Raw genomic sequence first — 17,572 nt, forward strand, 5'->3', positions numbered from 1 at the left:
TCCTTACCATAGCTAGAAATAACAGTCTATACCGTGTTTTAGAAACACAGCTTGATAATCATAGAGCTCCTCAGGATGCGATGCAGCGGCAGCTCTGATTCATCTGGCCGGGGGTCTCAGCTATATCAATGTCCACTGCCATGTCAATACTCTGGTCTATGAGCTGGCTAGAAAGTGCCAAGGGAAGGTCTCCTTTATCAATGCCACAATTATTCAGCAAAATCAGAATCAAAAACTGTTAAAAATCTTTTTAGCCAGCGGCTAAAATAATATTTTAACAATTTTTCTTTGTCTCTAATAAGATTAATTATGCTATAATATTTCTTATGAAAATTATTGAAAAAATTGCTCAAGAGCTGAATCTGAAAGAAAAACAGATTAACAAAGTTTTAGAATTAACGGCAGAAGGAAACACTATTCCCTTTATAGCCCGCTATCGGAAAGAAATGACCGGAAATCTTGATGAAGTTGACATCAAGGCTATTATTGATCTGAATAAAAGCTTGACCGCGCTGGCCGAACGCAAAACCGCTGTTTTAGCTAAAATTGAAGGACAAGGCAAATTAACTCCGGAACTGCAAAAGGCTATTGAGGCAGCAGATAAATTGGCAGATGTGGAAGAACTTTACCTGCCTTATAAGGAAAAGCGGCGGACCAAGGCAACCATTGCACGTGAAAATGGACTCTTTGAGCTGGCGCGTCTTATTTTACAAAATAAGGCAGATTTAAAAGAAGCGGCTGAAAATTTTGTAAATGAAACGTTCCCAACAGCTGAAGAAGCCCTTGGCGGGGCCATGGATATCTTGATCGAAGCACTGGCCGACGATACCAGACTGCGTTCCTGGACCTATAATGAAATCTGGGCCAACAGCCTTATCTTATCGGAAATCAAAGATGCAGAACTAGATGAGAAGAAGGTCTTCCAAATTTATTATGACTTTTCTGAAGCTGTTTCAAAAATTCAAGGCTACCGTGTTTTAGCACTAAATCGGGGCGAAAAGCTTGGTGTTTTGAAAGTGCATTTTGAGCACAATCTGGATAAGATGGTTCGCTTTTTTGAAGCCCGTTTTAAAGATAAGAACGATTATATCAAGCAGGTTGTACAGGCAGCACTCAAGAAGAAAATTCTGCCAGCCATGGAGCGTCGAATTCGGACAGAACTTACTGACAAAGCAGAAGACGGGGCTATTCAGCTCTTTTCTGATAATCTGAGGAATCTCCTTTTGATTCCGCCTTTAAAAGGGAAGATGGTACTAGGCTTTGACCCTGCTTTTCGGACGGGAGCCAAGCTGGCTGTTGTTGATCAAACAGGAAAATTAATAACTACGCAAGTCATCTATCCTGTTCCTCCGGCTAGTCAGGCTAAGATTGAACAAGCAAAGGCTGATTTGGCTGACTTAATTGCAGACTATGCTATTGAAGTTATAGCTATCGGCAATGGGACAGCCAGCCGGGAAAGCGAAGCCTTTGTCGCAGAAGTGCTCAAGGATTTTCCCCAAGTCTCTTATGTTATTGTCAATGAAAGCGGCGCATCAGTCTATTCTGCTTCTGAATTAGCCCGTCATGAATTTCCAGATTTGACTGTTGAAAAACGTTCAGCTATTTCAATTGCTAGACGCCTGCAGGATCCATTGGCAGAACTGGTCAAAATTGATCCTAAATCTATCGGAGTCGGTCAGTACCAGCACGATGTCAGCCAGAAGAAATTAGCAGAAAACCTTGATTTTGTTGTAGAAACAGTAGTCAATCAGGTTGGTGTCAATGTTAATACAGCTAGCCCAGCCCTTCTTTCGCATGTTTCGGGTCTCAATAAGACCATTTCCGAAAATATTGTCAAATACCGGGAAGAAAATGGTCAATTAAAATCGCGCCAAGATATTCAAAAAGTACCTCGCTTGGGAGCTAAAGCTTTTGAACAGGCAGCAGGATTTTTGCGAATTCCTAATGCTGAAAATATTTTGGATAATACCGGTGTTCACCCAGAATCTTACCATGCTGTTGAAAAACTCTTTGGCCTGCTTGAGATTACAGAATTAAACGATCTTGCTCAGTCTAAACTGAAATCTTTGGATATTGAAGAAGCAGCAGCTAAGATTGGTCTTGGTCAGGAAACCCTAAAGGATATTGTTGCTGATTTGCTAAAACCTGGACGTGATTTGCGCGATGATTTTGCTGCTCCTCAGCTGCGTCAGGATGTGCTGGAATTGTCTGATTTGGAAATTGGACAGCAGCTGGAAGGAACCGTTCGCAATGTTGTTGACTTTGGTGCCTTTGTTGACATCGGCCTTCATGAAGATGGTCTGATTCATATTTCGCAGATGAGCAGTCAGTTCGTTAAACATCCTAGTCAAATCGTAGCAGTTGGTGATGTTGTTACGGTTTGGGTCTCAAAAATAGATAAGGAACGTGAGAAAGTTAACCTTTCTCTGGTGGCTCCAAATGAACTTAACTGACTATGTAAAAGACGTTTCACGCCAGGATTTTGGTTTGGAATTTAAGCATAAGGCACTTTGGAATTCTCGCCTGCAAACAACTGGCGGCCGCTTCTTCCCTCAGGATGGGCATTTAGATTTCAACCCAAAATTCTATAAAAAAGATGATTTGGAGACCTTTAGGAAGATTGTCCGCCATGAGCTCTGCCATTATCACCTTTATTATGCTGGTAAGGGCTATAAGCACCGAGATAAGGACTTCAAAGAATTGCTACTTAAGGTTAATGGCATTCGCTATGCTCCAAGTTTGAAAAGCAAGACCTTTTATTACTATTATCAATGCGAAGCCTGCGGTCAAGTGTATCAAAGAAAAAGACGCATCAATACTGCTAAATTTGCCTGCGGCAACTGTCGAGGTAAATTAAGTCCTCAAAATCGGTCGCAAGGCTGATGTCAGTCTTTTCTAAATTGTTTATACTAAAATCACCTATGAGATTTATGACAGGTTTTTTAAATGAATGAGAAGGGAAAGTTTTAATGAAAAATGCTATCTTTTATAGACAACGAAAAAATCGGATGATTTGCGGAGTTGTAGCAGGTTTAGCTGATAAATACGGCTGGGATCTGCCAATTGCCAGAGTTTTAACAGCTCTTTTTGTTTATTTTTCCGCTGGTTTTGGAATTGTTCTCTATATCATTTTGGCAATTTGCCTGCCTTATAAAGAAGATTTAGGCAAAGATGGACAGCCAAGAAACTATCATCAAGGTTCTCGCAAACGTAAAGATGCTGAGGTTATTGACGAATAAAACAATAAAAAAGTTTAGGCAAGTCTGATAAAAAAGCAGAAGTCTTCATTTCAGAGGTTCTTAGAACAGGAAGGAATCCTGAAATGTCTGTTGGTATAACTTATAGGCGAGGAGACTAATCTGTCAGTCTGCTTTTTATCAGCACTGTCTGCTGACTGAATTAGCTTAAAATCAAAAATTTCTACTAAAAAAGCCCTGCCAGATTTTCAGTATTTGAAAATTGGCGGGCTCTTTTTCTTTTAATAGCAGGAAACCCATTTTATACGGATTTATGATATAATAAAGTGCTAAGGAGGTAGTATGGCAGTTACAGTACAGATGTTGGTTGACAAGGTGAAACTGGATGTCATTTACGGTACACCTGAGCTGTTGCAAAAAGATATTATAACAGCAGATATTTCCCGTCCGGGTCTTGAGATGACCGGTTACTTTGATTATTATGCACCTGAACGTATTCAGCTGCTGGGAATGAAGGAATGGTCTTACTTAACACAGATGACCTCACATAATCGTTATTCTGTTTTGAAGGAAATGTTTAAGACAGAAACACCGGCCATTATTGTTGCCAGATCTCTAACGATTCCAGAAGAGATGCTGAAAGCAGCCAAAGAAGAAGGCATTGCTGTTTTACAAAGTCACGTTCCTACTAGCCGACTTTCAGGAGAAATGTCCTGGTATTTGGATTCCTGTCTGGCTGAGAGAACTAGTGTCCACGGTGTTCTTATGGACATTTATGGCATGGGTGTTCTCATTCAGGGAGACTCAGGTATTGGCAAGAGTGAAACCGGCTTGGAGCTCGTTAAGAGGGGGCACCGTCTGGTTGCCGATGACCGAGTTGATGTCTATGCCAAAGATGAGGAAACTCTTTGGGGAGAGCCTGCTGAGATTTTGCGGCATCTGCTGGAAATCAGAGGGGTCGGCATTATTGATGTGATGAGTCTTTACGGGGCCAGCGCTGTCAAGGATTCATCACAGGTTCAGCTATCTATTTATCTTGAAAATTTTGAAAAAGGTAAGATTTTTGATCGTTTGGGAAATGGCAATGAAGAAATTGAGATGTCTGGTGTTAAAATTCCCCGCGTTCGTATACCCGTTAAGACTGGACGAAATGTTTCAGTTGTTATTGAGGCAGCAGCTATGAATTATCGCGCCAAACAAATGGGTTATGATGCTACTAAAACTTTTGAAGATCGACTGACACAGCTAATTGATCAAAATGAGGAATCCAAATGATTAATCCTATTGCTATTCAGATCGGTCCTATAGCCATTCGTTGGTATGCTATTTGTATTGTAACGGGGCTCATTTTAGCCGTCTATCTTACCGGACTTGAGGCACCTAAAAAGAATATTAAAAAAGATGATGTCTTAGATTTTATTCTTATAGCCTTTCCCTTATCTATCCTTGGTGCACGAATCTATTATGTTATCTTTGACTGGGATTATTATGCTAAAAATCCCGGTGAAATTCTAGCTACTTGGCATGGTGGTATTGCCATCTATGGGGGGCTGCTTACAGGAGCTGCTGTGCTCTTTGTCTTTTGTTACTACCGGATGATTAAGCCGATTGATTTTTTAGATATTGCTGCTCCGGGAGTAATGCTGGCACAGGCTATTGGCCGTTGGGGCAACTTCGTCAATCAGGAAGCTTATGGTAAGGCTGTCGCCCACCTCAATTATCTACCTGATTGGATCAGAAAGCAGATGTATATTGAGGGACATTACCGCACACCAACTTTTCTTTATGAATCCTTGTGGAATCTGTTGGGATTTGCTCTTATTATGAGTTTACGTCATAAAACCAAGTTGCTGAAAGAAGGAGAAGTGACTTTCTTTTATCTGATTTGGTATGGCTGCGGCCGCTTTGTCATTGAGGGAATGCGCACGGATAGTCTCATGTTTATGAATTTACGAGTCTCTCAGTGGCTCTCAGTTTTACTGGTTATTATCGGTCTTGCTTTATGTGCAGTAAGACGCTTTAGGAAAGATGTGCCTTATTATCAAGCAGATGATAACAAGGCTTAGAATTTAGGGAGAAAACTATGTGGGAAATTGCTTTATTAATCATTGCTCTTGCCTTTGCAGTTTTGGTCTTGTATCTTGTTTTTTTATTGAAAAAAATTTCGGCTGCAGTTGATGAATCGCGTCAGACATTAAAAATTCTGACTAGTGATGTTAATGTGACACTTTATCAGACTAATGAACTTTTAGCAAAAGCAAATGTATTAGTGGAAGATGTCAATGGCAAGGTAGAAACCATTGATCCACTCTTTACAGCTATAGCTGATTTATCAGAAAGTGTGTCAGATCTCAATAAACAGGCTCGGTATTTTGGTCAAAAGGCAAACAACGCTGCTTCTAGTGCTGGTAAGGCAGGGGCTGCCTATACAATTGGCAAAGTAGCTTCCAAGTTGTTTCGCAAGAAAGGGGATTAATTATGGGTAAATTTTTAAATACTGTTATTATCGGGGCTGCTTCAGGAGCTGCCGCTGCTTACTTTCTTTCAACAGAAAAAGGCCAGCAAGTTAAGCAGAAGGTTAACCAAGCTTTTGAAGCCTATAAAAGAAATCCAGAAGAATATCACCGGTATGCTTCTCAAAAGGCTAGTGAATATAAGGATACAGCAGTCAATACATTTAAAGACTACAAAGAAAAATTTGAGACCGGAGAGCTAACCAAAGATGATCTTGTTTCTACGGTTAAAGAAAAGGCTTATCAAGTAGGAGATCTTGCTGATCAAACCATTTCTGAAGTAAAAAAATATCTATCTCAGGCAGCTGATAAAACAGAAGAAACAGCGCCTGTATCAAAAGCACAGGTTGATGATATTGTGATTGATTATCAAGAGGAAGCAGAAACTTCAGACGATGTAAATGAAGCTTAAAAAAGAAACAGCTTCCCTTATTTTGAAGTAGTTATAAAAGGAAGCAAGAGGTCTTCTAAATTTAAATTAAATTACAGTAAAAGCTCTCATTTTGTAATTGAGGGCTTTTTGCTTAATGCATTATTGATTAGTTGAAAAAGCCAATGGGCAGATGAATAATAGGTTAATTAATTCTAGATGGACTATTAACAGAAAAAAGAAGCTGAACTTTTGGTTCAACTTCTTTTGCGGGTGTGGGCAGGAGTCCCACTTTTTTATTATTAAGATTTAAGGCGTTTCAGACCGGCTTGCGCTGCTGATGTAATTCCCCAGCTGATTAGCAAGGACAGCGGGAAAGCAAAGACAGGAGAGAACTTAGCAACTAGAAGAATAAAGCAAGTCAGGATTGTTACGACACAGAAAAAAGCCAGTTTAGCGAAAAAAATAAGTTCGTTTAGCTTTGTCCTGCTATCATCAAAATCTTGAAATTCTTGATACTTAGGCGTCAGATCTTCTTGATAATCAAGTTCTTCATAATTTTCTGTCTGCCTATTCAGATTTGCTGACATGAGTTCCTCCTCTAGATATTCCTTAACATCTTATCACAAATTGTGAAGTTTGTCATCTGTTTTCTGAAATTTTTTTTGTAATAAACCAGCCTTCGCTTTGATAGGGCTTTAAATATTTCATATTTCAAAAAAGTGGCTTTTTATCTTAAATTTGATACAATAATAGGTATGGAAAAAATTGTTATTACTGCAACTGCAGAATCTGTTGAACAAGTCAAAGAATTGTTAGATGCTGGTGTAGATCGCATCTATGTTGGTGAGAAGGATTATGCTTTGCGTCTGCCGCATACTTTTAACTATGATGAGCTGAGAGAAATTGCTGCGCTGGTTCATGGAGCTGGAAAAGAGCTGACGGTTGCTGCCAATGCTCTCATGCACCAGGAAATGATGGATAATATCAAGCCTTTTTTGGAATTGATGAAGGAAATTCAGGTAGATTATCTGGTAGTCGGTGATGCCGGTGTTTTTTATGTCAATAAGCGCGATGGCTATCATTTTAAGCTGATTTATGACACATCTGTTTTTGTCACTTCCAGCCGTCAGGTTAATTTTTGGAGCCAGCATGGAGCTGTGGAAGCTGTTTTAGCGCGTGAAATCCCTTCAGAAGAGCTTTTTTCCATGTCCGAGAATTTAGAAATTCCAGCTGAAATCTTGGTTTATGGGGCTTCTGTTATCCACCATTCAAAACGGCCGTTGATTCAAAATTATTATAATTTTACGCATATAGACGATGAAAAATCAAGAGAACGCGGTCTTTTTCTGGCTGAGCCTAGCGATCCGGAATCTCATTATTCAATTTATGAGGATAAACACGGAACGCATATTTTTATGAACAATGATATTGATCTGATGACGAAGCTCCCAGAATTAACGAAGCATCATTACTGTCATTGGAAATTAGATGGTATTTACTGTCCGGGACAGAATTTTGTGGAGATTGCCAAATTATTTGTTAAGGCGCGCACATTGATAGAAGAGGGAAGCTTTACACAGGATCAGGCCTTCCTCTTTGATGAAGAAATCAGAAAACTCCATCCCAAGGGCCGTGGTTTAGATACTGGTTTTTATGATTTTGACCCTAATCTAGTGAAATAAAAGAAAGAGATAGATGATGACACAAACAAAGAAAAAACGGCCGGAAGTTTTGTCACCGGCTGGAACTTTAGAAAAACTTAAAGTTGCTGTAGACTATGGAGCAGACGCTGTTTTTGTTGGCGGTCAGGCCTATGGTCTTCGCAGCCGTGCTGGTAATTTTTCCATGGAGGAAATGGCCGAAGGTATTCATTATGCGCATGAACACGGTGTAAAGGTCTATGTAGCGGCCAATATGGTAACTCATGAGGGCAATGAAATCGGAGCTGGTCAATGGTTCCGAGATCTGCGTGACTTAGGCCTCGATGCTGTTATCGTATCAGATCCCGCCTTGATTGCCATCTGTGCAACGGAGGCACCTGGTTTAGAAATTCATTTGTCGACACAGGCTTCGTCAACGAATTATGAAACATTTGAATTTTGGAAGGAGCTGGGCCTGACACGTGTGGTTTTAGCGCGTGAAGTAAGTATGAAAGAACTGGCTGAAATTCGCAAACGTACCAGTGTTGAAATCGAAGCCTTTGTACATGGTGCCATGTGTATTTCCTACTCAGGACGCTGTGTTTTATCAAATCACATGAGCCATCGTGACGCCAATCGAGGCGGTTGCTCGCAATCCTGCCGCTGGAAATATGACCTTTTTGACATGCCTTTTGGTCAGGAACGTAGATCGCTGAAAGGCGAAATTCCAGAAGAATTTTCAATGTCAGCCGTTGACATGTGTATGATCGAGCATATTCCCGACATGATCGAAAACGGTGTTGACAGCCTTAAGATTGAAGGCCGCATGAAATCCATTCACTATGTCTCTACAGTGACTAACTGTTACAAGGCGGCTGTTGATGCCTACCTTGAAAGTCCGGAAAAGTTTGAAGCTATCAAAGAAGACCTGATTGACGAATTATGGAAGGTAGCTCAACGGGAATTGGCGACTGGCTTTTACTACCATACTCCGACAGAAAATGAACAGCTTTTCGGAGCGCGCCGCAAAATTCCGCAATACAAGTTTATTGGTGAAGTTGTTGACTTTGATGAAACAAGCATGACAGCAACCATTCGCCAGCGCAATGTTATCAACGAAGGAGACCGAGTTGAATTTTACGGACCGGGCTTCCGGCATTTTGAAACCTTTATCCAAGATTTGCATGATGCCGATGGTGTCAAGATTGAACGTGCTCCTAAACCCATGGAGCTCCTAACGATTACAGTGCCTCAGGCAGTAAAAGCAGGTGACATGATCCGTGCCTGCAAGGAAGGTCTGGTGAATTTATACAAGGAAGACGGCAGCAGCGTAACGCTTAGAGCCTGATCTGTATTATGCTCTGTGGAAGTCAAAAACAAACGTCCTTGGCCTCGTCTTGCCGTATCAGTCCTATCTGCGGTTTGCCGCTAGTTTGAACTTGATTTTCTTTGAGTCTTAATTAATATAAAAAGCACCCCTAAGGTTAGACAGAAAAATCTAATCTTAGGGGTGAACTTGTTTGGATCTACTTTTACTTGCAGTTCAGTTTAGTTTTTGGGAGTCTCTGACAGTCTTTGGCACTACTGTCAGGCGCTTGATATCTGAGATACTGATGATAGCTGACATATTCTTTTGAAAATTTTTTAAAATAAGTTTATTGTTTTCTTTATCGTATTTGACAATATCTCCGGTAAAGCTTTTGTCGAGATAAATCACATGGACAGCTTGGTGCTTTTTTTGTGCTTGTAAAATGGTGTGTAATAACTTATTGGTTTTTAAAACAATATCGGGAGATTTCTTTGTTGGTTCGATGAACTCCCTCACATGCTCTAAAATTGTCTGTAGAAATCTTTTCATAGCATTTTCTCTAAAAAATTGTTAGAATGATTATACCTCATTTTAGATTAAAATGAAATACTTAATTAAAAATTGTAAGAAAAACGATAAATTTAAAAAGTTCTTCTTTTTTAGCAAACTTTCTTACGAATATAATAATAGGAGGAACATATGGCAGAATTTACCTTTGAAATTGAAGAAAAATTATTGGTCCTGTCTGAAAATGACAAGGGTTGGACCAAGGAACTCAACCGTGTTAGCTTTAACGGTGCCCCAGCCAAGTTTGATATTAGATCTTGGAGCCCTGATCATACAAAGATGGGCAAGGGTATCACGCTTACCAATGAAGAATTTGATGTTTTAGTCAATGAATTGAAAAAATGAGATTGGAGCCTAATCCAAACTCATTTTTATTTTTGCTGAATTAAAAAAGGGTATTCAAAATTAATTGGAAATTGAGAACAGTTAGTAAAACAGCAATTCCGTAAGCTAGATAGGTATTCCATTTGGCATTGACAAAGACGCCCATAATCTTTTTCTGTGATGTAAAGTAAACCAAAGGAAAGATAGAAAAAGGTAGAGCGATGGACAGAAAGACCTGAGAATAAACAATCAGCTGATCCAGAATTTTTTCTTGACTGCCATAGATAATTGCCGCAATTAGGACAGGAAGAAGGGCTAATAAACGTGTTACCAAGCGAATGAGCCATTGGGGCATTTTAAGATGTAAGAAGCCTTCCATAACAATCTGACCCGTAAGTGTACCTGTAATAGTTGAATTTTGACCGCTGGCCAAAAGAGCAACAGCAAAGAGGGTTGAAAGAAAAGAACTAGCAACAGCTCCCGCAATGCTGTGATCAGCAAGAGCATTGTACATCTGTGAAAAGGCACTGATTTCACTAGCATGACCATAAAAAAGCGATGCTCCAAGAATCAACAGGAGGGAATTAACAACAAAGGCCAGACTTAGCTGAATGTTGGAGTCCCAAGTCATGAATTTTACAGCCTGCTGAATGGAAGATTTTTGCTTGTAGTCCACTCGGCGTGTCTGTGAGATGGATGAATGGAGGTAGAGGTTATGCGGCATAACAGTAGCTCCGATAATGCCCAGTGCCAAGGTTAATCTACTGTTGTCAGCAGTCCTAGACAGATCAAGGATGGAAGTGCTGGGCAGATAGCCTTTGAAAATACCAGCCGCACTTGGATGAGAAATAAAGACGAGATAGGCAAAAATAAGCAGAATGGTCAAAATTAAGGTTGAAACAATCGCTTCAATCTTTCTAAAGCCTAACTTCATGATGGACAGAAGCAAAAAGACATCTAAAATAGTAATGAAAATTGAAAACAGCAGCGGCCAGCCAAACAAAAGATGCAAAGCAATCCCTGATCCGATAACCTCAGCTAAATCTGTTGCCATGAGGGCCAATTCAATAATGACAAATAAAAGATAGCGTAAGCCTTTGGGAAGGTGAGCTGCTGTGGCCTGTGCTAAGTCTTGACGTGTCACAATGCCTAACTTTCCAGCCATTTGTTGCAGCTGCATAGCGATAAGAGATGACAGCAGAACAACTGACAAAAGCAGGTATTTATAACTGGCACCGCCGACAACACTGGTAATCCAGTTTCCTGGATCCATGTAACCAACAGCAACCAGAGCACCTGGACCTAAAAAAGCTTTCAGAGTTGTCCAAAAAGAAGCATTTTTAGGAACTTGAACGCTTTGGTTAACTTCGCTAAGGGACTTTTTCTTAGAAGCAGTAGAAGATGGCTGAGTTTTCATTTTGAAAATCTCTTTTCTAAATAATCTTACTTGCATTATAGCACAAAAAAGAATATATGTTAAGTAAGCTTAATAATTAAAAAAAGGACACCTATTATAAGGTGCTTTTCGATTATTTTAAATGACTGTCCCTAAGACCAATAAGTATAAAAATAATACCCAGTATGGTAAAAACGAATTTTGAGGAAAGAAGACCATAAATAATAAAAATGGCAGCTGACAGATAAGAAATATAGTATCGTTTCATGATATTGCTATGGGAAGAAACCCTAATCCTTTCATTTTAATTAAATATCGCTGTTGCTTTTTCTTATTATAACATAGTAAACTAGATGACTTAATATAAAAATGACGGATGTTTTTAATAAAATGGATAAATTGTAAATAATTCTTTCATTTTCATTAACATATTCTTTAGTTCTTTTAACGTTGCTGTTGTTTTTGTATTACAAAAACAGAAGCTGCATAGTATTTTCTTTAATAAAATGTTAAACTTGACTTAATTAAAGAAAAAAGGGGTTTCTTATGAAAATTGAAAGAAAAGAACACTTCAGTTTGCGCAAGCTTAAGTTTGGCTTGGCCTCAGTTGCAGTTGCATCCTCCTTATTTGCTGTAGCAAAAGTTACAAAAGCTGATGATATGGTGGCAGCCGAACAGGAACAATCAAGTCTGACTGATTCCTCAAATAGTGGTAATCAGACGTCAAATCAAGTGATAGCAAAAACAGATACTGCAGAAAATGACATTCAGGAAGCAAAGATAAGTAATGCAGAAGATACTGCAGCTGCTCCTTCAACTAGCTCAGCTGCCAATACAGTTCAGACTGGTGAAGAAAGTCCTGTAACAGAAGCTTCGTTAGATAGTCAGCCAGCAGAAAATACTGCAGTTGATACTCCTTCAGCCAATAATAAAATGCAGTCTGATGAACAAAATACAAGAAAAGAAACTTTATCAGATAATCAGCCAACAAAAGCTAGTACACAGGCTGTTTGGCAGGCTCAAAATACTTCTAAGCAGCAAGCAGCTCGTGTTAAAAGGCTTACTAGAGCACTGCGTTTGACTAACACTTTCGTTGATGATGGCCAAGGCAATTGGTATTATCTTGATGCTAATGGTAAAAATGTCACAGGCAGTCAAATAATTGATGGCAAGGCTATGTATTTTGCTCAGGATGGTAAGCAAGTCAAAGGTGCTTTTGCTCAAGATAAAGATGGAAATAGGCATTATTATGATAGGGACAGCGGTGAGATGTGGACCAATCGCTTTGTAAATGACCAAGGCAATTGGTATTATCTTAATAATGCTGGTATTCCTGTTACTGGCAGAGTTTCTGTTAATGACCAAATTCTCTATTTTAAATCTGATGGCAGTCAGGTCAAGGGAGGATTTGTTACAGAAAACGGTTCTTCTTATTATTATGATGAAAATTCTGGAGATTTGCTGAGGAATACTAACCGAATCATTAATGGAGTGAGCTATCAATTTGGTAACGATGGCAAGGCAAGAGCAGTTGATAAAGTAGAAGTTGTTAAGACTAACCTTGTTATCGATAGTTATGAATTTGGTCCTTCTGTTTCAAAGATTATTCTTAATTTTAACCGCAAGGTAACCCCTGCTGTTGTTCATGCCGGTGCAACGGTAACAACTGCCGGAATTCCAAGAAAAATTCTCAATTCTTATGTTTCTAACGCTTCAGGGCATGTGGTTTATTTCGACAGCAGTAACTATGTAACGCTTGAATTGGATATTCCTTATGATCCAAAAGATAGCAGCCGCAACGCCTCCCCTTTTATCTATGATTCAGCAATCTCTCGCAATAAATGGGTTCAGAATTATGTGGTTAAGGTAAACAATTTGCGCGTGCAGGCAGATGGTTCCAATAGTAGTCAACTCATTAATTCCCAACAAGATGCCATTAATAATCGCTTGCTGCCAACAACAGACCGTTTTTCAGAACGCGGCACTTATGGTAATTTTAATTATGCAGCCTATCAGCCAGAAACAGCTATCGGTGGTGAAAAAAATCCTTTGATTGTCTGGCTGCACGGTGTTGGAGAAGTAGGAACTGATATTAATCTTCCGCTTCTGGCTAGCAATGTTGTCCGCTTGACAGAAAACCCTATTCAAAATCATTTTACTTCTACAGGCAAGGGCACTCAAAGAGGAGCTTATGTATTGGTGCCTCAAACGTCTACTCCTTGGTCTAAGAATCAAACAGCAGCTCTGATGAGGCTCATTAAAGCTTATGTAGCAAGCCATCCAGATATTGACAGCAAACGTATTTATTTGGCAGGCCTCTCCAATGGTGGTGGCATGACTCTAGATATGGGAGTTGCCTATCCGAATTACTTTGCAGCTTTAGTCCCTATTTCGGCTTCCTACCGTAACCAGTTGACTGACAATAATAATAGATTAAACAGTACAGCTTTAAGTGCTTTAAGAAACCAGCCTATGTGGATGATTCATACCCGAGCCGATGATACGGTACCAGCAGAAGGCAATGTTTTGCCCTTTTATAAAAAGATACTTGAAGCAGGAGCACAAAACAAATGGCTTTCTTACTATGAAACTAATGTTGGCAGACATTATTCCGGTGTCACTTACAGCGGTCACTGGTCATGGGTTTATTTCCTGAATGATCAAGTAACAGGGGTTCAAAATGTTAATAATGCCAAAAACTGGTCCGGCCTTTCTGGTATGGTTGCAACAAATCCAACATACGGCGGTGATGCCAAGGCTATTGTTAATGGTATAGCTTATAGCAATGTCTTTGACTGGCTAAATGGTCAACGAAAAAGATAATATAAACAATAAAACGCTAGAACAATTTTTCTAGTTTCAGATAAAGGGCCAAACCGGCCCTTTTTGTGTGTTTAAATGACAAACAAATTCTTTTTAAGAGTATCGAAGTTTTAAATAACTATGCTCAAATGAAGCGAATTTAGTTTAAATCAAATAATTCTGATATTTTGCTGATTTGTATAGGAGAAGTACCCTAATTTGGTCTGTATCCAAATAGTAGGGATATTTTTCATTGTCCGGTTTAATTTGACAATCGAGGGTGAGCAAAATTTTTGCAATGCGCATTCGGTTTTGTTAAACTAATTTTAATCAATCGATTGAATAAAACCGATTCGGAGGAGGTTACATTGATACAAACACAAGAAATAATAGATGATAAATTTCAAGAGCAACCATCATCTCTGCTTTTAGAACACAACCTCTGCTTTTCTTTGTATGCAGCTTCGAGAGAATTTATCAACCGTTACACGCCTTTGTTAGCTGAGATCGGACTGACCTACACACAGTATGTGGTCATGATGGTTCTCTGGGAAGAGCACAGCGTTGTCACCCGTGAACTGCGTGATAGGGTCTTCCTAGATAGTGGCACTCTGACACCCGTACTAAAAAAATTAGAGGAAAAAGGGTTTGTTACTAAGGAGCGCTCACAAGCGGATGCCCGTGACTTGATTGTCACCCTCACTCAAGAAGGTACAGACCTAAAACAGGCTGCTCTGGCTGTTCAAGCTGAGATTGCTAAAAACTTCAAAGGTAGTTCAGACAATGAGATGCTTTTACAATTGCTCCAAGAAGTGATGGAGACATTCCGACAAGAACGAAAGGGAAGGTAAACAGTGATGACAAAAATCGTTTATGCAAGCCGGACAGGCCATGTTGAGAAAATCGTGAACCAACTGGGTGTGACAAATGCCTTGAAAATCGAAACAGGCGAAGAAACAATTGACGGGGACTATGTGATTTTTACGTATTCTACAGGACAGGGTAAAACGCCCAAGCTTGTTGAGCAGTTTTTAGCGCATAATCCAGGCGTCAAAGCCGTTGTTGGGAGTGGTTCTATGGCAAAGCATGCTGAAACCTTCAATTTTGGCGCAGAAAACATTGCCAAGGCCTACAAGGTACCAATCTTAGCCAAGTTAGATGGCCTAGGAACACCTCAAGAGATTGAAGACTTGGCTAAAAGTTTAGCAAATTTGTAACCAAAACAGAATTTTATCAGATAAAAAGGAGAACTCATTATGACAATTGTACAAACAGCCGTATTTACCGTAGACAAAGACTATCAAGAAGCTTTTCTTGAAAAAATTAAACGTGATGTTGCTTCCCTCAAAGCTTGGCCAGGAAACTTAGCAGCTGAAGGTTGGCAAGGCGATGATAAGGGAGATAACATCGAATTTATCTTGCTCTCAAAATGGAATTATAAAACTGATTTTGAGGCGTGGTTGAATCGCCCAGGTCACAAAGAAGGGCACGCAGACCCAAAAACACAGGAGATTCGCAAGCATGTTTCACGCAAGGTAAATACCTACAAAATATTAGCTGACTAGCACTCAAAGAAAGGCGGAAAAAACTAATGAACTATGATGTGATTTTTATTGGAAGTGGTCATGCCAACAACCACGGTGCCCGCCTGCTGGCTGCAGCAGGGAAAAAAGTTGCTATGATTGAGGCAGACAAATTTGGCGGTGTCTGTACCAATTATGGTTGCGATGCTAAAATTCTCTTAGATGGTCCCTTTGAGTATGTAGATGGACTGAACAACTACCAAGATTTGGGCTTGAAAGCGGATGTGCAGATTGATTGGGCAGCCATGATGGCTCATAAGCGCAAAACTCTGGCTGGCTTTCAAGAGGTATTTCCTCCCAGGTTCAAAAACTTAGGAATTGACATTATCAACGGACGGGGAACTATCGTTGATACCCACACGGTCTCTGTTGGCGGCCAACACTATACGGCTGACTATATCGTCATCGGAACTGGCGCCCGCAATGCTAAACTCAATATTCCAGGCAAAGAGTTTACGCAAGGCAGCACAGAATTTTTAGATTTGGACGCTTTGCCTGAACACATGATTGTAATTGGTGCAGGAATTATTGGAATGGAATTTGCCTCAATGGCCTTGCTGGCAGGCAAGAAAGTGACCTTCTTTGAGTATGCTGAGCGTCCTTTGCTGGCTTATCCAGAACAATATGTCAAGAAAATTGTAGCTAAATTTGAATCTCAAGGTGCTGCTTTCCACTTTGGCCAAGCTGTTTCTCAAGTTGAAAAAGTTGACGATGGTTTCCGTGTGACAACAGCTGAAGGTCTTTCAGCGACTGGTGATTTTGTTCTGGATGCGACAGGACGTATCGCTAACGTTGAAAACCTAGGCTTGGAAAATTTGGGTATCAAAGCAAGCTCCCGTGGTATCAAGGTAGATAACCACATGCGTACCGCTGTGCCAAATATCTACGCCTCAGGTGACGTTGTTGACAAAACCATTCCCAAATTAACACCAACTGCTGAGTTTGAATCTAATTATATCGCTCGTGATATCTTAAATTCTGACGGACCAGCCATCACTTATCCTGTTATCCCGAATCTTGTCTTTACTCTTCCTCGCATTGGGCAAGTCGGTGTCACCATTGACCAAGCAAAAGCTCATCCTGATCGATACAAATTGGTCGAAATCCCATGGGGAGAACAGCACGACTGGGTTAATAATCATGAACAGGAAGCAGAATTGGCGCTGATTTTTGATAGGGAAGATTATCTGGTGGGTGCAGCTGCGATTTCCAGTCAAGCCGGCACTTGGTTGGATTGGCTGACACCGATCATCGAGAAAAAGATGACTGCACAGGATCTTAACAGCATGATTATGTCCTTTCCAACTCAGACCTATATGCTCTGGTCAACATTAACACCACTTTTAAGAGCACAATAGTTGGAAAAATTTATGCCTATCTTTATATCAATAAAAAGGAGGACCACATATGATAGAAGAAACAAAAGAAGAATTGCGTCAACGTATCGGCGATTTGGCCTATGAGGTAACACAGAAGGCCGCAACGGAGCGTGCTTTTACAGGGGAATACGATGAGTTCTTTGAGAAGGGCATTTACGTTGATATCGTGAGTGGCGAGCCTTTGTTCTCATCCACCGACAAATATAACTCGGGCTGCGGTTGGCCGGCCTTCACTAAACCTATTGACAGCCATCGGGTGACCGACCACGAAGACCGTTCTTTCGGTATGCGTCGTATCGAGGTTCGCAGCAAGGAAGCTGATTCGCACTTGGGACATGTCTTTAACGACGGTCTCCTTGACCGCGGCGGTCTGCGCTATTGCATTAATTCTGCTGCGCTCAAGTTTATTCCTTATGAAGAGATGGAAAAAGAAGGCTACGCAGATTATATGGCTGTCGTTGAGTAAGCACTTAGTATTGAAATGGAGGA

Annotated in this window: 18 protein-coding genes and 2 pseudogenes; 17 read left to right on the forward strand and 3 right to left on the reverse strand. The window is 40.2% G+C overall.

The features are described 5' to 3' along the window. The first annotated feature begins 326 nt into the window (after window positions 1-326). From SCSH_RS03635 to SCSH_RS03665, 7 genes are all read left to right on the forward strand, one after another. The gene (locus SCSH_RS03635; RefSeq protein ID WP_057490536.1) at window positions 327-2,453 is read left to right on the forward strand and encodes a Tex family protein; all 2,127 of its coding nucleotides are present in this window, start codon (window positions 327-329) and stop codon (window positions 2,451-2,453) included. Further along, the gene (locus SCSH_RS03640) at window positions 2,440-2,883 is read left to right on the forward strand and encodes a SprT family protein (protein ID WP_057490537.1); all 444 of its coding nucleotides are present in this window, start codon (window positions 2,440-2,442) and stop codon (window positions 2,881-2,883) included. Before SCSH_RS03635 ends, SCSH_RS03640 begins: the two co-directional genes overlap by 14 nt. Before the next feature lie 86 nt (window positions 2,884-2,969). After that, the gene (locus SCSH_RS03645) at window positions 2,970-3,239 is read left to right on the forward strand and encodes a PspC domain-containing protein (protein ID WP_057490538.1); all 270 of its coding nucleotides are present in this window, start codon (window positions 2,970-2,972) and stop codon (window positions 3,237-3,239) included. Between the two features lie 300 nt (window positions 3,240-3,539). Then, window positions 3,540-4,472, forward strand: coding sequence for an HPr(Ser) kinase/phosphatase (hprK, locus tag SCSH_RS03650; RefSeq protein ID WP_057490539.1), 933 nt, complete (start codon window positions 3,540-3,542; stop codon window positions 4,470-4,472). After that, on the forward strand, window positions 4,469-5,263 hold the full coding sequence (gene lgt / locus SCSH_RS03655; RefSeq protein ID WP_057490540.1) for a prolipoprotein diacylglyceryl transferase: 795 nt from the start codon (window positions 4,469-4,471) through the stop codon (window positions 5,261-5,263). The genes hprK and lgt overlap by 4 nt, the downstream gene beginning before the upstream one ends. Window positions 5,264-5,280: 17 nt before the next feature. Then, window positions 5,281-5,673 carry a DUF948 domain-containing protein gene (locus tag SCSH_RS03660; RefSeq protein ID WP_057490541.1) on the forward strand — a complete coding sequence of 131 codons (393 nt, stop codon included), beginning with the start codon at window positions 5,281-5,283 and terminating at the stop codon, window positions 5,671-5,673. Between the two features lie 2 nt (window positions 5,674-5,675). Next, window positions 5,676-6,122: a YtxH domain-containing protein gene (locus SCSH_RS03665; protein WP_057490542.1), complete on the forward strand. Its 447-nt coding sequence runs from the start codon at window positions 5,676-5,678 to the stop codon at window positions 6,120-6,122. A 260-nt stretch (window positions 6,123-6,382) separates the two neighbouring features. Here SCSH_RS03665 and SCSH_RS03670 read toward each other — a convergent pair whose 3' ends face one another. Next, entirely contained in the window at window positions 6,383-6,670 is a 288-nt protein-coding gene (locus tag SCSH_RS03670; RefSeq protein ID WP_057490543.1) for a DUF3270 domain-containing protein, read from the reverse strand. 168 nt (window positions 6,671-6,838) lie between these two features. Between SCSH_RS03670 and SCSH_RS03675 the strand changes: the two genes are divergently transcribed. Both SCSH_RS03675 and SCSH_RS03680 read left to right on the forward strand, forming a co-directional pair. Continuing rightward, window positions 6,839-7,765, forward strand: a complete 927-nt coding sequence (locus SCSH_RS03675; RefSeq protein ID WP_057490544.1) for a peptidase U32 family protein — start codon at window positions 6,839-6,841, stop codon at window positions 7,763-7,765. Window positions 7,766-7,781: 16 nt separating this feature from the next. Beyond that, window positions 7,782-9,071, forward strand: a complete 1,290-nt coding sequence (locus tag SCSH_RS03680) for a peptidase U32 family protein (protein ID WP_057490545.1) — start codon at window positions 7,782-7,784, stop codon at window positions 9,069-9,071. A 195-nt stretch (window positions 9,072-9,266) separates the two neighbouring features. On the opposite strand, the gene SCSH_RS03685 is transcribed toward SCSH_RS03680, so the two are convergent. After that, entirely contained in the window at window positions 9,267-9,581 is a 315-nt protein-coding gene (locus SCSH_RS03685; protein WP_057490546.1) for a hypothetical protein, read from the reverse strand. Between the two features lie 150 nt (window positions 9,582-9,731). On the opposite strand from SCSH_RS03685, the gene SCSH_RS03690 reads away from it, so the two are divergent. Then, window positions 9,732-9,944 (forward strand): YdbC family protein, encoded by a 213-nt coding sequence (locus tag SCSH_RS03690; protein ID WP_057490547.1) that lies wholly within the window; start codon window positions 9,732-9,734, stop codon window positions 9,942-9,944. A 40-nt stretch (window positions 9,945-9,984) separates the two neighbouring features. Here the strand turns inward: SCSH_RS03690 and SCSH_RS03695 are convergent, their stop codons facing one another. Then, the gene (locus SCSH_RS03695) at window positions 9,985-11,340 is read right to left on the reverse strand and encodes an Nramp family divalent metal transporter (RefSeq protein ID WP_057490548.1); all 1,356 of its coding nucleotides are present in this window, start codon (window positions 11,338-11,340) and stop codon (window positions 9,985-9,987) included. A gap of 525 nt (window positions 11,341-11,865) precedes the next feature. Between SCSH_RS03695 and SCSH_RS11455 the strand changes: the two are divergent. From SCSH_RS11455 to msrB, 7 genes and pseudogenes are all read left to right on the forward strand, one after another. Then, window positions 11,866-11,961, forward strand: a pseudogene (locus tag SCSH_RS11455) (YSIRK-type signal peptide-containing protein); the annotation flags it as partial. 198 nt (window positions 11,962-12,159) lie between these two features. Continuing rightward, window positions 12,160-14,142: pseudogene (locus SCSH_RS03700) on the forward strand (PHB depolymerase family esterase); the annotation flags it as partial. Window positions 14,143-14,489: 347 nt separating this feature from the next. Beyond that, entirely contained in the window at window positions 14,490-14,972 is a 483-nt protein-coding gene (locus SCSH_RS03705) for a MarR family winged helix-turn-helix transcriptional regulator (protein WP_057490550.1), read from the forward strand. Window positions 14,973-14,978: 6 nt separating this feature from the next. Beyond that, the gene (locus tag SCSH_RS03710) at window positions 14,979-15,338 is read left to right on the forward strand and encodes a class Ib ribonucleoside-diphosphate reductase assembly flavoprotein NrdI (protein WP_057490551.1); all 360 of its coding nucleotides are present in this window, start codon (window positions 14,979-14,981) and stop codon (window positions 15,336-15,338) included. 39 nt (window positions 15,339-15,377) lie between these two features. Beyond that, on the forward strand, window positions 15,378-15,686 hold the full coding sequence (locus SCSH_RS03715; RefSeq protein ID WP_057490552.1) for an antibiotic biosynthesis monooxygenase family protein: 309 nt from the start codon (window positions 15,378-15,380) through the stop codon (window positions 15,684-15,686). 26 nt (window positions 15,687-15,712) lie between these two features. After that, a complete protein-coding gene (locus SCSH_RS03720) occupies window positions 15,713-17,062 on the forward strand; it encodes a dihydrolipoyl dehydrogenase family protein (protein ID WP_057490553.1) in 1,350 nt (449 codons plus the stop codon). Between the two features lie 49 nt (window positions 17,063-17,111). Then, window positions 17,112-17,549, forward strand: a complete 438-nt coding sequence (msrB, locus tag SCSH_RS03725) for a peptide-methionine (R)-S-oxide reductase MsrB (RefSeq protein ID WP_057490554.1) — start codon at window positions 17,112-17,114, stop codon at window positions 17,547-17,549. The last annotated feature ends 23 nt before the right edge of the window (window positions 17,550-17,572 follow it).

Origin of the sequence: Streptococcus orisasini (assembly GCF_001431045.1) — a bacterium.
GTDB classification, from domain to species: Bacteria; Bacillota; Bacilli; order Lactobacillales; family Streptococcaceae; genus Streptococcus; species Streptococcus orisasini.

Excerpts from the sequence above, each read along its gene's own strand:
- SCSH_RS03635 (WP_057490536.1), top strand. The coding sequence starts at position 327 with ATGAAAATTATTGAAAAAATTGCTCAAGAGCTGAATCTGAAAGAAAAA.
- SCSH_RS03640 (WP_057490537.1), top strand. The coding sequence starts at position 2,440 with ATGAACTTAACTGACTATGTAAAAGACGTTTCACGCCAGGATTTTGGT.
- SCSH_RS03645 (WP_057490538.1), top strand. The coding sequence starts at position 2,970 with ATGAAAAATGCTATCTTTTATAGACAACGAAAAAATCGGATGATTTGC.
- hprK (WP_057490539.1), top strand. The coding sequence starts at position 3,540 with ATGGCAGTTACAGTACAGATGTTGGTTGACAAGGTGAAACTGGATGTC.
- lgt (WP_057490540.1), top strand. The coding sequence starts at position 4,469 with ATGATTAATCCTATTGCTATTCAGATCGGTCCTATAGCCATTCGTTGG.
- SCSH_RS03660 (WP_057490541.1), top strand. The coding sequence starts at position 5,281 with ATGTGGGAAATTGCTTTATTAATCATTGCTCTTGCCTTTGCAGTTTTG.
- SCSH_RS03665 (WP_057490542.1), top strand. The coding sequence starts at position 5,676 with ATGGGTAAATTTTTAAATACTGTTATTATCGGGGCTGCTTCAGGAGCT.
- SCSH_RS03670 (WP_057490543.1), bottom strand. The coding sequence starts at position 6,670 with ATGTCAGCAAATCTGAATAGGCAGACAGAAAATTATGAAGAACTTGAT.
- SCSH_RS03675 (WP_057490544.1), top strand. The coding sequence starts at position 6,839 with ATGGAAAAAATTGTTATTACTGCAACTGCAGAATCTGTTGAACAAGTC.
- SCSH_RS03680 (WP_057490545.1), top strand. The coding sequence starts at position 7,782 with ATGACACAAACAAAGAAAAAACGGCCGGAAGTTTTGTCACCGGCTGGA.
- SCSH_RS03685 (WP_057490546.1), bottom strand. The coding sequence starts at position 9,581 with ATGAAAAGATTTCTACAGACAATTTTAGAGCATGTGAGGGAGTTCATC.
- SCSH_RS03690 (WP_057490547.1), top strand. The coding sequence starts at position 9,732 with ATGGCAGAATTTACCTTTGAAATTGAAGAAAAATTATTGGTCCTGTCT.
- SCSH_RS03695 (WP_057490548.1), bottom strand. The coding sequence starts at position 11,340 with ATGAAAACTCAGCCATCTTCTACTGCTTCTAAGAAAAAGTCCCTTAGC.
- SCSH_RS03710 (WP_057490551.1), top strand. The coding sequence starts at position 14,979 with ATGACAAAAATCGTTTATGCAAGCCGGACAGGCCATGTTGAGAAAATC.
- SCSH_RS03715 (WP_057490552.1), top strand. The coding sequence starts at position 15,378 with ATGACAATTGTACAAACAGCCGTATTTACCGTAGACAAAGACTATCAA.
- SCSH_RS03720 (WP_057490553.1), top strand. The coding sequence starts at position 15,713 with ATGAACTATGATGTGATTTTTATTGGAAGTGGTCATGCCAACAACCAC.
- msrB (WP_057490554.1), top strand. The coding sequence starts at position 17,112 with ATGATAGAAGAAACAAAAGAAGAATTGCGTCAACGTATCGGCGATTTG.